Origin of the sequence: Alishewanella sp. HH-ZS (assembly GCF_001704375.1) — a bacterium.
Classification (GTDB): domain Bacteria; phylum Pseudomonadota; class Gammaproteobacteria; order Enterobacterales; family Alteromonadaceae; genus Alishewanella; species Alishewanella aestuarii.
Genome location: NZ_LZEJ01000001.1, coordinates 59,256 through 74,004, shown reverse-complemented (window position 1 = coordinate 74,004; position 14,749 = coordinate 59,256). Strand labels below are relative to the sequence as shown.

At 54.7% G+C, this 14,749-nt stretch carries 16 protein-coding genes; 12 read left to right on the top strand and 4 right to left on the bottom strand.

What is annotated here, in order from left to right; all coding sequences use genetic code 11:
• Positions 1-65 precede the first annotated feature (65 nt).
• Complete coding sequence (locus tag A9165_RS00370; protein ID WP_141686126.1) at positions 66-599, top strand: hypothetical protein; 534 nt, start codon at positions 66-68, stop codon at positions 597-599.
• 13 nt (positions 600-612) lie between these two features.
• Here the strand turns inward: A9165_RS00370 and A9165_RS00365 are convergent, their stop codons facing one another.
• Complete coding sequence (locus A9165_RS00365; RefSeq protein ID WP_065954540.1) at positions 613-1,134, bottom strand: DUF1569 domain-containing protein; 522 nt, start codon at positions 1,132-1,134, stop codon at positions 613-615.
• A 75-nt stretch (positions 1,135-1,209) separates the two neighbouring features.
• Between A9165_RS00365 and A9165_RS00360 the strand changes: the two genes are divergently transcribed.
• The 11 genes from A9165_RS00360 to rpoS all read left to right on the top strand — a co-directional run bounded on the left by A9165_RS00360 (position 1,210) and on the right by rpoS (position 9,604).
• Positions 1,210-2,091 carry a MaoC family dehydratase gene (locus A9165_RS00360; protein ID WP_065954539.1) on the top strand — a complete coding sequence of 294 codons (882 nt, stop codon included), beginning with the start codon at positions 1,210-1,212 and terminating at the stop codon, positions 2,089-2,091.
• 45 nt (positions 2,092-2,136) lie between these two features.
• The gene (locus tag A9165_RS00355) at positions 2,137-2,784 is read left to right on the top strand and encodes a hypothetical protein (RefSeq protein ID WP_065954538.1); all 648 of its coding nucleotides are present in this window, start codon (positions 2,137-2,139) and stop codon (positions 2,782-2,784) included.
• Between the two features lie 65 nt (positions 2,785-2,849).
• Positions 2,850-3,128, top strand: a complete 279-nt coding sequence (gene ftsB / locus A9165_RS00350) for a cell division protein FtsB (RefSeq protein WP_008607266.1) — start codon at positions 2,850-2,852, stop codon at positions 3,126-3,128.
• The gene (gene ispD / locus A9165_RS00345; RefSeq protein WP_065954537.1) at positions 3,128-3,820 is read left to right on the top strand and encodes a 2-C-methyl-D-erythritol 4-phosphate cytidylyltransferase; all 693 of its coding nucleotides are present in this window, start codon (positions 3,128-3,130) and stop codon (positions 3,818-3,820) included. Before ftsB ends, ispD begins: the two co-directional genes overlap by 1 nt.
• Positions 3,820-4,299: a 2-C-methyl-D-erythritol 2,4-cyclodiphosphate synthase gene (gene ispF / locus A9165_RS00340; RefSeq protein WP_008607268.1), complete on the top strand. Its 480-nt coding sequence runs from the start codon at positions 3,820-3,822 to the stop codon at positions 4,297-4,299. The genes ispD and ispF overlap by 1 nt, the downstream gene beginning before the upstream one ends.
• Positions 4,287-5,345 (top strand): tRNA pseudouridine(13) synthase TruD, encoded by a 1,059-nt coding sequence (gene truD, locus A9165_RS00335; protein ID WP_237709361.1) that lies wholly within the window; start codon positions 4,287-4,289, stop codon positions 5,343-5,345. Before ispF ends, truD begins: the two co-directional genes overlap by 13 nt.
• Positions 5,346-6,098, top strand: a complete 753-nt coding sequence (surE, locus tag A9165_RS00330; RefSeq protein ID WP_008607270.1) for a 5'/3'-nucleotidase SurE — start codon at positions 5,346-5,348, stop codon at positions 6,096-6,098.
• A 1-nt stretch (position 6,099) separates the two neighbouring features.
• The gene (locus A9165_RS00325) at positions 6,100-6,738 is read left to right on the top strand and encodes a protein-L-isoaspartate(D-aspartate) O-methyltransferase (protein ID WP_008607271.1); all 639 of its coding nucleotides are present in this window, start codon (positions 6,100-6,102) and stop codon (positions 6,736-6,738) included.
• Positions 6,739-6,756: 18 nt separating this feature from the next.
• A complete protein-coding gene (locus tag A9165_RS00320; protein ID WP_008951311.1) occupies positions 6,757-7,671 on the top strand; it encodes a DUF368 domain-containing protein in 915 nt (304 codons plus the stop codon).
• Positions 7,672-7,701: 30 nt separating this feature from the next.
• On the top strand, positions 7,702-8,523 hold the full coding sequence (locus tag A9165_RS00315) for a peptidoglycan DD-metalloendopeptidase family protein (RefSeq protein WP_008607273.1): 822 nt from the start codon (positions 7,702-7,704) through the stop codon (positions 8,521-8,523).
• Between the two features lie 91 nt (positions 8,524-8,614).
• Positions 8,615-9,604 (top strand): RNA polymerase sigma factor RpoS, encoded by a 990-nt coding sequence (gene rpoS / locus A9165_RS00310; protein ID WP_039925064.1) that lies wholly within the window; start codon positions 8,615-8,617, stop codon positions 9,602-9,604.
• 77 nt (positions 9,605-9,681) lie between these two features.
• On the opposite strand, the gene A9165_RS00305 is transcribed toward rpoS, so the two are convergent.
• The 3 genes from A9165_RS00305 to mutS all read right to left on the bottom strand — a co-directional run bounded on the left by A9165_RS00305 (position 9,682) and on the right by mutS (position 14,742).
• Positions 9,682-10,917 carry a dipeptidase gene (locus tag A9165_RS00305; RefSeq protein ID WP_065954536.1) on the bottom strand — a complete coding sequence of 412 codons (1,236 nt, stop codon included), beginning with the start codon at positions 10,915-10,917 and terminating at the stop codon, positions 9,682-9,684.
• A 76-nt stretch (positions 10,918-10,993) separates the two neighbouring features.
• Complete coding sequence (locus A9165_RS00300) at positions 10,994-12,169, bottom strand: benzoate/H(+) symporter BenE family transporter (RefSeq protein WP_176714581.1); 1,176 nt, start codon at positions 12,167-12,169, stop codon at positions 10,994-10,996.
• 11 nt (positions 12,170-12,180) lie between these two features.
• Positions 12,181-14,742, bottom strand: coding sequence for a DNA mismatch repair protein MutS (gene mutS, locus A9165_RS00295; RefSeq protein WP_008607283.1), 2,562 nt, complete (start codon positions 14,740-14,742; stop codon positions 12,181-12,183).
• Positions 14,743-14,749: the final 7 nt, after the last annotated feature.

Genomic DNA, 14,749 nt, shown 5'->3' with positions numbered 1-14,749 from the left:
AGATTATGGATTTTGTGTTTTTGCACAGGTCTGCGCTTGTTTTTATCAGCAGTTTTGCATTATCGGTGTTCACGATACCTGTATTTGCGGTTCAGATCAGTGAAATAGACTTGTATCAGGTTAAGTTGCAGGGCGTGACCCTGGGGATGTCTACCCTGGAAGTCCAGAGCGTGCTGGCTCATCGTTACGGCGATCAGGCTGAAGCGGCCGCGGATGTCAGGTTAGGTCTGCAATGCAGTAACAAAGTCTGCACGGCACGGCTGGCTTCAGCGACGCAGCAGGATATGCTGCAGGTACAGTTTAATCAGGCCGGTAAAGCCAATTGGATCCGGCTGGAAAGCCGCTATCAGGGCGGTAGTTCGCCTGAACAGTGTTTGCAACAAGCCGAGCAACAGCTCACAGCGTTGCGGGCGCAATATACCGAGGAGCCGCAACAACGGCGCTTCCGGCCCAATACCGTCAGCATGCTGCTAAATAAACGCGGCCATCCGGATCCGGCGGATAACAGTCGCTATGGTTTCAGGGCGCAAATTAAGTGCGATCCGCTGGCCAAGGGCGAAGCGCAGAGTGAATTTGAGCTGCGCGATAGCAGCCTCTGAGCTGGCTGTCGCGCTAGCGGCGTTGATAAATTTGTGCCAGATGACTATCCAGGTGCAGATAATGCACGCTGTAATACTGGGCTTTGCTTAAACTGCCGTAAGCGAAGTGTGGCGCCATCTCACCCTGCCAGTTAATAAATTGCTGAATCTCATACATTAATTCGCGGATGGCCAGATCATTAGGTAACCCGGGCACCAGCTCAGGTGCGCCGGGTATCACCTCGTCCAGCGGGTGATGCATTCGGCCTGACGCGGCGAATAAGTTTAACGCTAACTTGCCCGCGGTGTTTTGAAAAACCGCTGAGTAATGCTGTGGATAGCCTCTAATGGAGTAGCGGATACTTTGTGCACAATGCTGCAAGATCTGGCTGGCATTCCAGCTGCCGACACTGGCTAACTGCTCCGGGTTAAACGCGCGTAGCCGGGTTAGCATGTCCTGCAGTGAATAGGGGCGCAGGGTCGCAATAAATTTTGCCCCCAATACCAGCACTACCGGTGACCAGGCCGCAGTCGTTAAAAATTGACGTCTATTCATGCAAAGAGTGGTAAAAGCTATTCAGAACGCTAAACTAGCCTTTTCTGGTAACTGAGTCCAGTCTTAAGGCCGTTGATGTCTGGTGATCTTGTCAAGCTGAATACGGCGTCAGCCGCATTATATCGAAGTTATTTGCGGGCTCTGCTGCCGAAAAAGGCCCGGCCGGAGCAGGCGTTGCTGATGCCATCTTTACAGCTTAACGCGCCGCCGCTCGCCAGCTCGCTGCGGCAACTGCAGCAGTACCGGCAGCTCTGTGGTATCGCGGATGACGGCTTATTGCCGTTGTGCTGGCCAAATATTTTAAGTTTCCCATTACAGCTGGCACTGCTTAGCGCGCGGCAACTGCCGCTACCGGTGATGGGCTTACTACATCTGAGCAATCAGATCCGGCAGTTACAACCGATCCCAGAGCGCGCCGCACTCGCGTTTGAGGTGTGCCTGCTGCCACCACGTCAGGATCGCAAAGGCTTAATACTGCAGCTGCAAACCTCGGCTTATCTGGACGGGGTGTTATGCTGGCAACAACAGGCCGAGCATCTGTACCGGCTGGGGTCAACGCCGGCAACATCCGCGCCGCGAGCCGGGGCGCAGCCTGTTGTTCCTGTGGCGGCAGAGCCGTTGCCGCTGGCGCCGTTAACCCTGACGACGGCCGATAGCCGGCGTTATGCCAGGCTATCGGGCGATCTGAATCCTATCCACCTAAGCGGCTGGACAGGTCGTTGCTTCGGCTTACCGGCAGCCATCGCGCACGGTATGCATCTTAAAGCTGCCTGTCTGGCCCGACTCAGATCAGCGCAGTCACCCTGTCAGGTGCAGGTACGTTTTCACAAACCGTTGTTGTTGCCCGGACAAGCGAGCATCCTGCAGTTGCCAGTAAGCGAGCACGGACAGCATTTTCAGCTACTGCAAAGGCAGCAGGATAAAGTTCTGCTCAGCGCTAGTATTTTACCGATTTAGGCTTTTACAAAAATTGAGCGATTGGCTAACATCGCAGGCATGAGTATGACACCTGAAGCTCAGCCGCATTTTTGGCAGGTAAGTCCGGATAACCAGACTTACACTGAACTTTGTAACGCTTTATATGAGCGTGAATTACTTCGCCTGTCACAAATTCCGGCCGCAGAACTGCCCAGCTTACCGAAAAGGTTAGCCAGCCTGCCTTTTTACATTCGTCGTGCGGCCAGTGCCATAGTACGCTACCAGCATGAACTGCAGCTGGATAGTCAGAATGCGTCCTGGTATGGCCGTCAGCTGAGTCAATGTCCGGCTAATAAACAACAGGCGGAGCCGATTGCCCGTTTTTATCAGAAAGCGGCCAAGCCAGGTTTAATAGTGCCAGTCTATGTTGAAGAGAAAACGCTGGAACATATTATGCTGGACAGTGTCGATGAGGTAGATGTGCAGCAGCAGCGCTTGCATTGTAATCAACACGGCTGGTTCAGTTTTAGTGGCATGCCACTGGAAGTGAGGAACAGTGACCGCTTTTTACTGAAGCCTGACAAAACGATGATGGCGGCAGCCTGCTGTGGCCATCAGTGGTTAAACCGGCGGAAAACGGAACCACGACTGCTCAGTTTGCGTGAGCTGTTACTTGCCAGCCGTTTAAACTGGCGCAACTTTGCCCGGCCACACACGGCACAGAGCAACTGAGATATCGCTTTGCACGCAAGCCGGCAGTCGGCATAATAGTGAAGGATTAAGCGAAGAACAAACGCATGCGAATTTTAATAGGTTTTTTATTGCTGGTGCTTGCCGCCTTACAATACCGACTCTGGTTCGGCCAGCTGAGTATTACTGACTATTTACGCCAGCAAGAGGAAATCGCTACCCAACAAGCCAGTAACCAGGAGCTGATCAAACGCAACCGGATGTTGCTGGCAGATGTAAACGACTTGCGGCAGGGGCTGGAGGCGATTGAAGAGCGGGCCCGCAACGAATTGGGACTGATCGCTGCTGACGAAGTCTTCTTCCGGATAATCCCACAGGATCCTTAATGGCAGTACAGGCTTTTCCGGCGATTGCCGCAGTGATCCCGGCCGCTGGCGTCGGGCAGCGCATGCAGGCCGACAAACCGAAACAATATCTGCGCCTGCATGGCAAAACAGTGTTAGAACACAGCGTTCGGCCTTTGCTGGCGCTGGAGGCAGTAACCGCCTGTTATCTGGCACTAAGTGAGCAAGACCCCTATTTTGCCGCCACCGGTTTAACTGATCCGCGCATCGTGCGGGTCAATGGCGGCAGCGAACGGGTGCATTCGGTGTTCAATGCGTTGCAACAGATTGATGCTGCACGTTACCCCTGGGTGCTGGTGCATGACGCTGCCAGGCCTTTGGTCAGAGTCAGTGATATTCAACTGTTAATTGAGCGTTGTCTGGCAGCCGGGCATGGCGGCATTCTGGCGACGCCGGTACGAGATACCATGAAACGCGGCCGGCAGCTCGTTGACTGCACGGTAGATCGGACCGATCTCTGGCATGCCCTGACACCGCAATTTTTCCCTACCACCGCGCTGAGACAAGCTATTGCAGGCGCCCTGGCGGCCGGGGTAGCAGTGACCGATGAAGCCTCGGCGATGGAATGGGCGCAGCAGCCGGTATTACTGGTGGAAGGCCATAGTGATAATCTGAAAATTACCCGGCCGGCAGATCTGCAACTGGCGGCCTTTTATCTGGAGCAACCTCGATAATGACAATCCGCATTGGCCACGGCTTTGATGTACATGCTTTTGGTGGGGAAGGCCCGGTCACCCTCGGGGGCGTACAAATTGACTATCCGCAAGGCCTGATTGCACACTCGGACGGCGATGTTGTGTTACATGCCTTGTCCGATGCGCTGCTGGGCGCACTGGCGCTTGGCGATATTGGGCACCATTTTCCGGATACCGATGCCGCTTTTAAAGGTATCGATAGCCGGATCTTATTACGGCGGGTGTTTGCCGAGGTGCAACAACGTGGCTATCAGATCGGCAATCTCGATCTGACCGTGATGGCGCAGGCCCCGAAGCTGGCACCGCATGTGCACAGCATGCGTGCTTGTATTGCCGCCGATCTGCAGTGTGATATCAGTCAGGTCAATGTAAAGGCGACGACCACCGAAAAGTTAGGCTTTGTTGGCCGCAAAGAGGGGATCGCAGCGGAAGCGGTGGTGTTGTTGTGTCGTCAATAATGCTTACCAGCAACGAGCAGCCCTATCTGTATGCCAAACCAGCAGTGCAGGCGGTGATCCGCACTGAGCCGGCTGACTTTCAGGTGGTAGAAGAGCTGAATTTCGAGCCCAGTGGCAGCGGCGAGCATCTGTTGCTGCAAATTGAGAAAACCGGCCAGAATACTCAGTTTATTGCCCGTGAGCTGGCACGGCTAACCGGTTTGCGGGTGCGGGATATCAGCTATGCCGGTTTAAAAGATCGCCATGCGGTGACCACGCAGTGGTTCTGTTTTAAGTGGCCGATCAAACAAGAGTTGGCCTGGCAAAACTGGCAGCTGGAAGGCTCGCGGATCCTGCAGGTCGTGCGCCACTACCGGAAATTGCGGCTGGGTGCGTTAAAGCGGAACCATTTTAGCCTTAGATTACGGCAGGTGAGCGATAGCGCTGGCCTGCTGGCACGATTGCCACTACTGGCAGAGGGCGTGCCGAACTATTATGGTGAGCAGCGCTTTGGTATTAACGGCGGTAACCTGGCCTTAGCCGAGCGTTTATTTGGCGGCGAGAGTATTCCGGATCGGCAACTGCGAGGTCTGGCCTTGTCAGCCAGCCGGTCTTTTTTGTTTAACCAGGTGATTGCCGGGCGGATCCGGCGCGGTCACTTTGCCCGCTTACTACCGGGTGATGTGGTCCAGCTGGCGGGTTCGGGTTCAATCTTTGTGGTGGATCAGGTTACGCCAGAGCTGGAGCAGCGGCTGAGCGCACAGGATATTCATCTGACCGCGCCTTTAGTCGGCCTGGGTAAAGCCATGGTGACGGCAGAGGCCGCACTATTAGAGCAACAGCTGTTAGCGCCCTGGCAGGCCTGGCAGCAGGCGCTGGAACTGCTCAGGGTTCAGGCTGGCCGGCGCAGTATGCGAGTTATCCCCGAGCAGTTGCAGGCTAGCGTGGAACAGGATGCAGTGGTGCTGCAATTTGCGCTGCCCGCCGGTTGCTTTGCTACCAGTGTACTCAGAGAGTTGGTGGAGTACCGGGATGCGGCACGCGATATCGCACAAATGGAGTCTTAAATGCGAATTTTACTAAGTAACGATGACGGCGTTTATGCCAAAGGGATCCAGGTGCTGCAACAGGCATTAATGCAAATCGCAGAGGTCACAACTGTTGGTCCGGATCGCAATTGTAGCGGCGCTTCCAACTCCCTGACCTTACTTAATCCACTGCGAACCCAGCTGTTGGAAAACGGTTTTATCGCCGTCAATGGCACGCCAACGGATTGCGTGCATCTGGCTATCAGTCAGCTGCTGGATTTTACGCCGGATTTAGTGGTGGCGGGTATTAACCATGGTGCTAATCTCGGCGATGACGTGCTCTACTCCGGTACGGTGGCTGCAGCGACCGAAGGGCGGCACCTGGGCTTACCAGCGATTGCGGTGTCACTGGCCGGACGCGATGAACAGCATTTCGCTACCGCCGCTCATGTTACTGTGCAGGTGATTCAAAAACTAAAGTCGCATCCACTACCTGCAGATCAGATCTTAAATATTAATGTGCCGGCTATTCCGTTAAGTGAACTGAAAGGTATTCAGGTGACCCGGCTGGGACGACGTCATAAAGCTGAAACCATGACCAGCACTACTGATCCCTGGGGACGGAAGATTTACTGGTACGGGTCCCTGGGCCCGGAGCTGGATGCCGGTGAGGGTACGGATTTTTATGCCATTGCCAATGGTTATGCCTCGATTACGCCGCTGCATGTTGATATGTCGGCGTATAAGAGTATGGAAACTCTGGCCAATTGGCTTAATGGGATCAGACTGTAAGATGGCGGTGGTAACGATGCGTAGCGCTCAGGTACTGGCGCAAAAGCTGCAACTGGAAGGCATCAGCGATGCCAGTGTACTGGCTGCTCTGGCGCAAACGCCGCGGCATTTATTCGTTGAGCCGGTGCTGGCGCATAAAGCCTATGAGAATACCGCTTTGCCTATCGGCCAGGGGCAAACGATTTCGCAGCCTTATATTGTTGCCCGGATGACGGAGTTGTTGTTGCAAGGCGGCAGTTCTGGCAAGGTGCTGGAAATTGGTACCGGCTCTGGTTATCAAACTGCCATTCTGGCCAGATTATTCACTCATGTCTGCTCGGTAGAGCGTATTAAAGCGCTGCAGTTTCAGGCTAAGCGGCGTTTACAACAACTTGATTTGCATAATGTGTCGATGAAACATGGCGATGGCTGGCAAGGTTGGCCAAGCAAGGGGCCGTTTGACAGTATTATCGTTACCGCGGCACCGGTGGAAGTACCGCAGGCTTTGCTACAACAGTTGACCGACGGCGGCCGTTTGGTGATTCCGGTCGGTAGTGAGCAGCAAGTGTTGCGAGTCTACCAGCGGCATGGTGATGAGTTTCAAAGCCAGGATATTGAAACAGTGCGCTTTGTACCTTTAGTACCAGGCGAATTAGCATAAAACGAGGTTAGGGCTAACATGCAGTATTTACAATGGATTATTAAAGGGATGGCGATGGGGGCTGCGGATGTGGTGCCCGGCGTTTCCGGCGGCACTCTGGCATTTATCCTCGGTATCTATGAACGTTTACTGGGGGCGATCAGTTCGGTAAACCTGACAGCATTACAATTGTTACTGCGTGGTCAGTGGCGGGCATGCTGGCGACACATAGATGGCACTTTTTTACTTTGCTTATTCGGTGGGGTGCTGGTCAGTATTTTTTCATTAGCGACCGTGATTAGCTGGTTGCTCGAGCACCGTCCTGTCCCCTTATGGGCCTTTTTTAATGGCTTGATTCTTGCCGCTTTGCCCTTACTGCTGCGGGCAGTGCGCTGGTCTGCGTTACGCGCACTGTTATTTGGCGTTGGCATTGTGCTGGCACTGCTGGTTGGGATGTTGGCACCCGTGAGTTTTACTCCGGCAACCTGGATGTTTTTTGTCGCTGGCGCGGTCGCCATTTGTGCCATGATCCTGCCGGGTATTTCGGGTAGCTTTATTCTGCTGATTTCCGGCATGTATGCCCCGGTGCTACTGGCGGTGCGGGAGTTGCAACTGGCTATACTATTGCTGTTTTTGCTGGGTTGTATCAGTGGCTTACTTGGCTTCTCCCGCTTTTTAAACTGGTTACTGAAACATTATCATGACGCCACCCTGGCACTGTTAACCGGTGTGGTAGTCGGGGCCATGTACCGGTTGTGGCCCTGGCAAAGTGCGACTAGCATGTATACGCCTGGCGGTTATGCCGCGACCTTCGGCCAGCATGACTTGCTATTGGCAACGGCTTGTTTTCTGGTAGCTATTCTCGTTATGCTGTTACTGCTTAACCTGGAAAAATTGCTGACGGGTGCTAAAACGGTCAGCACGGGCAACGCTGTTGAGCGCAGCAAGGAGTAACTTATCGTTGTCAGCAGCCTGGGAATCGTAATGCCCTCTCATCTGGCAGATAGTGCTATTTGCCGGGTGTTGCTGCTTTTACTCTGCATTTTACTCACCGGCTGCGCCGGCAAGTCCGCACCGGCGCCTGTGACTACGCTGGAGATCCGTCAGCAATCGGCGGCACAACAGCAACGTACCCAGCTTAGCGGTAACCAGTATGTGGTGCAGCGTGGTGATACGTTATTTTCCATCGCCTTTCGCGCCGGCCAGGATTACCGGACCCTGGCCAGCCGCAATGGTATAGCTGCACCTTACACCATTTATCCCGGGCAAATACTCCGTTTACAAGGTACTGGCGGCCAAGCTGTTGCCGCTAGCGGAACAAATACCCCAGCCAGCCGCCCAGCCACTACGACCAGTGCTAAATCAGTTGCAGCTAATCAGCAAACGGGTTATGGTCAAGCAAGTACGCCTCTTCGCACGCCGCCGCCGGCGGTTGGTCGGGTTAGCTGGCAGTGGCCGATCCGCGGGCCAATTTTAGCGCGCTTCTCGACCGCGGAGAGTGGGATTAAAGGGATCCAAATCGGTGGTCGTGATGGCAGCCGGATCAATGCTGCCGCGGATGGGCAAGTGGTATACGCCGGTAATGCGTTACGTGGCTATGGTAACTTAATTATCATCAAACATAACGACGATTACCTGAGCGCCTATGCGCACAACAAGCGGATCCTGGTGAAGGAGCGGCAGGAAGTGAAAGCGGGTCAACAAATTGCGGAGATGGGAGAAACCGACGCAGCATCTACCCGTTTGCATTTTGAAATTCGTTTTCGTGGAAAATCAGTTGACCCGTTACGTTATTTGCCTAAATAATACACAAAAAATTAAAATAATAATAATGGTAACAGCAGGCTGGGATGCGCCCATGCTCGGTTAGAGCGCCTTAGGTACGGGGAGAATGGATATGACGACAAAAGACAATGATCTGACAGACTTCAAAGAAGACGAGTTAGCAGACGATGCGCTGCTGGTTGATGAGGATCTGGACCCGGAATTGCTGGAGCTCTCGGCCGATGAGACGGTAAGTGATGAAATCTTCGTGCGGGATGATAGTCAAAAAACGCTGGATGCCACGCAAATTTACCTCGGTGAAATCGGCTTCTCGCCACTGTTAAGTGCCGAAGAAGAAGTCTACTTTGCCCGCTTGGCCTTAAAGGGCGATCAGGCCGCCAGAAAGCGGATGATTGAAAGTAACCTGCGGCTGGTGGTGAAAATTGCCCGTCGCTATATCAACCGTGGTTTAGCCTTGTTGGATCTGATTGAAGAGGGCAACCTTGGCTTAATCCGCGCGGTAGAAAAATTCGACCCCGAGCGCGGTTTTCGGTTTTCGACTTACGCCACCTGGTGGATCCGCCAGACCATCGAACGCGCGATAATGAACCAAACGCGAACCATCCGCTTACCTATTCATGTAGTGAAAGAGCTCAATATTTATCTGCGCGCGGCCCGCGAATTATCACAAAAACTGGATCACGAACCGACGCCGGAAGAAATCGCTGCTGCGCTGGATAAGCCGGTAGAAGAAGTACGGAAGATGCTAAAGTTAAATGAAAAAATCACTTCAGTCGATTCGCCGGTGGCTGGTGCCTCTGAAAAACAGCTATTGGATGTACTGGCCGATGAAAAGGAACTGGGGCCCGAGCTGGAATTACAGGACCAGGATATCCGCCAGCATCTGGTGATCTGGTTGCAGGAGTTAAACCCAAAACAGCGCGAAGTACTGGCGCGGCGCTTCGGTTTGCTGGGCTATGAACCCTCAACACTGGAAGACGTGGGGCATGAAATTGGCCTGACCCGGGAGCGGGTGCGGCAAATTCAGGTTGAGGCCCTGCGTCGGTTACGGGAAATCGTCACCCACCAGGGGTTAAATATCGAGACGCTGTTTCAGGAATAAGCGGTTATTCCACGAATAACAAAACGCCCCTGGTAGGGGCGTTTCCGTTTACTAACACATCCCGCAGGACCGCGCTACTATTGACGTTTTGCGGCAACCTGCTCGGCCTGACGTAAGATCCGCAGCACATTGCCACCCCAGAGCGCTTCGATTTGTGCTTTGGTATAGCCGCGACGCATCAGCTCCCAGGTCACATTCAGTGTTTCGCTGGCATCTTCCCAGCCCTGTACACCGCCACCGCCATCAAAATCAGAAGCAATGCCGACATGCTCAATGCCGAGACGTTGCACACTGTAGTCAATATGATCGACAAACTGCGCGACAGTGACATCCGGGAACTGCTTACGCAGGCGAGCCAGTTCGGTATCGTAGCTGTTGCGGTCCTGTTCGTTGGCATTAGCCCAACCGTTTGGCAGGTATTTCACGCGCAGTTTGCCAATTTCAGCACTGAGCCCCGGATCGAGCTCGGCTACATAGCTGCGAAAGGCGACCATTTGCGCGACACCGCCATTGGCTTTAATCGCATCAAGTTGTTCGTCATCCAGATTACGCAGATTGGCATGCACCGTCATGGCGCCGGAATGGGAGGCAATGACCGGTGCCTTTGACAGCTTAATGGCTTCGAGCATCGACTTTTTACCGACGTGCGACACGTCAATCAGAATGCCATAGCGGTTTAGTTCAGCGACTAATTGCCGGCCCAAGACGGATAAGCCCGGATCTTCAGCTGCATCATTCAGATCTGCGCGTGGGTTAGAGCTGCCGGAAAATTGGTTATGACCGATATGGGTAAAGCTAACGTAGCGGATGCCACGCTCGGCCCATTTCGCGACGTCTTTGACACTGTCGCCGAGCGGATAAGCATTCTCCATCCCCAGCAGCACAATGCGTTTACCTGCAGCATGCAGGGCTTCAACTTCGGCAGCCGTTTTCGCCAGCCCAACCTGCTCCGGATAGGCACGGATCATCCGCATTATGGCCTGATAGCTATTCTCGGCAGTGGCGGCAGCTTGCTGATAAGCCTCCGGGGTCAGGGCTCCCTGACCCACATAAACGATCAGAAACACCGCATCCAGGCCGCCGGCACGCATCTTGGGCAGATCGACCTGGGCTTTGGTAAAGCCACCCGGATCGAGCAGGTGCGTCGCATAGCCACGGCCGATATCGACATGGGTATCAATAGTCAGAATTTGCTGATGTAAAGCCCGGGCTTCCGCTTCGGTCACGACTTTGCTTTGTGCCAGGGCAGTACCACTGAGAGTACCACTGAGCAAGAGGGCGGAGACCAGAGAGGCCAGTTTCGCTAAGCGCATGCTGCATCCTTTTTGTTGTTATTGATAAGATCAGAGAGGCAGGAGCTTAGCGCGGAATCCGCTCTGACAGCAAGCCTTAGCCGCCGTCAGTTCGCCGTGTCAGGCGTTGGATTAAGACCGTGACGGCCCCGGCCACTAAGCCCCAGAACGCCGAGGCAATGCCAAACAAACTGGCGCCAGATGCGGTGACCAGCAGGGTAATTACGGCGGCTTCCCGATACTCAGCATCGGCAGTACAGCTTTGCAGGTTAGCGGCTATGGTACCCAGCAGCGCCAGCCCGGCCAGCGCGGCTACCATCTCAGTAGGGAAGGCTGCAAACAGCGCGACCACAGTGGCGCCGGCCAGGCCAAACAGCAGATAAAAGAGCCCGGCAGCGATGCCGGCAATATAGCGTTTGCTGCTGTCTGGATGCGCTTCATTACCACTACAGATCGCTGCAGTTATGGCCGCCAGGTTAATCGAAAACGCGCCCAGCGGCGCCAGCAGCAGCGTGCTTAGCGCCGTGCTGCTAATCAGTGGCGATACCGGTGTCTGATAACCACTGGCACGTAACACTGCGACACCGGGAATATTTTGTGACGCCATGGTTACCAGCAGCAGCGGTAAACCCATCCCCAGCAACGCCGATAGCGAAAACGCCGGCGTAACCCATACCGGTGTTGCCAGTGTCAGCTTGACGGCGGAGAGGTCGAGCTCACCGCCGAGCCAAACCAGCAGTAAACCACAGCCTAATACTGCCAGGATGGCGTACCGTGGCAGCAGGGCTTTGGCAAGCAGGTAGGTTAAACACATGGCGCCGACCAACAACAGTTGCTGTTGCAGACTGCTAAAGATGGCAAAGCCAAATTGCAGCAGTATGCCGGCCAGCATGGCGCTGGCCAGTGGCAGTGGGATCAGCCGGGTCAGGCGTTCAAACATGCCGCTTAAGCCAATGAGTAGCCCAAGTAATGCAGTAAAGATAAAGACCCCGGTCGCTTCCGCCAGCGTCAGACCTTGCAGGCTGGTGGCCAGCAGCGCGGCGCCTGGCGTTGACCAGGCGGTAATCACCGGGGCCTTGTAATACCAGGACAGACCAATACAGGTCAGCGCCATCCCTATACCCAATGCCAACAGCCAGGACGCCATTACGGCGTTGTCGGCACCGGCCGCTGCTGCTGCCTGAAACACAATCGCCACTGAACTGGCAAAGCCAACCAGCACCGCAACAAAACCGGCCACCACGGCCGACAGGCTCCAATCATTAAGACGCATTCTGCTGCCCATCAAATGTCCAGCTGTTGTTTCAGTTGATACAGATAATCCAACGCCTGGCGGGCACTCAGTTCATCCGGATTTAGCTGACGTAGCTGAGCCAGCAGCGGATGCTCCGGCGCCAGTAATTCCAGTTGGGTCACAGGTTCAGGCGTCGTCGCTGGCCCGTTTTGTTCTAACTGCCGCAGTTTCTGTCGTGCCAGTTGAATCACCGGTCTTGGCACCCCGGCCAGCTGGGCGACCTGCAGGCCAAAACTCTTGCTGGCGGCGCCTTCCTGCACATGATGCATAAATACAATGCCATCACCGTGCTCAACCGCATCCAGATGGACATTAGCGACGGCAGGTAATTGCTGCGCCAGACTGGTCAGTTCAAAATAATGGGTAGCAAACAGGGTTAACGCCTGCAGTTGATTGGCCAGATAGTCGGCACAGGCCCAGGCCAGACTCAGGCCATCATAGGTACTGGTGCCACGGCCAATTTCATCCATCAATACCAGACTTTGTGCCGTAGCATGATGCAGAATGGTCGCGGTTTCCGTCATCTCCACCATAAAGGTCGAGCGGCCGGACGCCAGATCATCAGAGGCACCAATCCGGGTGAAAATCCGATCAATAGGGCCAATTACTGCCTGCTTTGCCGGCACAAAGCTGCCGATGGCGGCCATTAGAGCAATCAGGGCGGTTTGCCGCATATAGGTTGATTTACCGCCCATATTGGGGCCGGTGATCATCAGCATCCGCCGTGAGGCGTCTAATTGCAACGGATTGGCAATAAAGGGCGCCTTTAGCACCCGCTCCACCACCGGATGCCGTGCCTGGGTCAGTTGAATACCGATCTGCTCAGTTAACAGCGGCCGGCAATACTGATACAGCACCGCACACTCGGCAAAGCTGCAGAGCACATCCAGCTCAGATAAGGCTTGAGCCAGCTGTTGCAGCTGCGCCAGATAGGGGCTCACGGCGTCAAACAGCGCGTCATAAAGCTGTTTTTCCAGCGTCAGCGCCTTACTCTGGCTACCCAGTACCTTATCTTCGTATTCTTTTAGCTCCGGAATAATATAGCGTTCATTATTTTTCAGCGTTTGCCGGCGCACATATTCCGGCGGCACCCTGGTATCAGCACTGCGACCGGTTTCGATATAAAAACCATGGATCTTGTTAAAGCCGACTTTTAACGAACTAATACCGGTACGCTCACGCTCGCGCAGCTCCAGTTGCTGTAAGTAGTCGGTGGCACCTTCAGCCAGCGCCCGCCATTCATCCAGTTCGGCATGATAGCCCGGAGCAATGACGCCGCCATCACGGATCAGCACTGGTGGTGACTCGACGATAGCGCGTTGTAATAATTCAGCCAGCTCCGGCACCGGCAGGGTGGCCTGCTGATGCTGCTGTAGCAACTGACTGTTGGCATGCAGTAACTGCTGCTGTAGCTCTGGCAGCTCGGTTAGCGCCTGGCGCAGCCGGGCAAAATCGCGGGGCCGGGCGCTGCGCAGGGCCAGCCGGGCCAGGATCCGCTCGATATCGCCGATTTGCTTTAGTGAGGGCTGCAGCGCCTGAAAATCCTCTGTCAGTTCCTGTACCGCATCCAGCCGCTGATTAAGCTGAGTGTGGTTACGCAGCGGCGCATGGATCCAGCGCTTTAGTAAGCGGGAGCCCATGGCAGTCTGGGTTTTATCCAGTACAGCCGCCAGCGTATGCTCAGTTTGCCCACTTAAGGTATGGGTTAATTCCAGATTGCGGCGGGTGGCGGCATCCAGCACGATAAAATCATCCGGCCGCTCCAGTGCGATACTGCGTAAATGCGGTAACTGAGCGCGCTGGGTATCTTTGACATATTGCATCAAACAGCCGGCGGCCATCAGCGCAACCGGCGCTTCCAACACGCCAAAGCTCTGTAAATCGCGGGTGCCAAATTGCTGGCACAGTAAGCGCTCGGCACTGGCCAGTTCAAACTCCCATACCGGACGGCGGCGGGCGCCTTTGCGTTCGGTCAGGTGCGGTAGACTAAAGTTTTCCGGATAGAGCAATTCGGCCGGATTCAGCCGTTGCAGCAAGGCGGCCAAATCATCGGCATGACTGACCTGATTCAGCAAAAAACGGCCGCTGGTCAGATCCAGTTGCGCCAGACCAAAGTGGCTGCGACTCTCACTGATGGCACAGAGTAAATTATCCTGCCGCTCATTCAGCAACGCCTCGTCGGTCACGGTGCCCGGGGTAACAATCCGCACCACCTTGCGCTCTACCGGCCCCTTGCTGGTCGCCGGATCGCCGATCTGTTCGCAAATGGCGACCGACTCACCCAATTGCACCAGACGCGCCAGATAACCTTCAACGGCATGATAGGGCACACCGGCCATCGGGATTGGTTCACCGGCGCTTTGACCGCGTTTGGTCAGCGAAATATCTAACAGGGCGGCAGCCTTTTTCGCATCTTCATAAAAAAGTTCGTAAAAATCACCCATCCGGTAAAACAATAAGATCTGCGGATGCTGGCTTTTCAGTGCCAGATATTGCTGCATCATCGGGGTATGATTGCTTAACGCTTGCTCCGGTTTCTGGTCTGACGGCATAATGGTG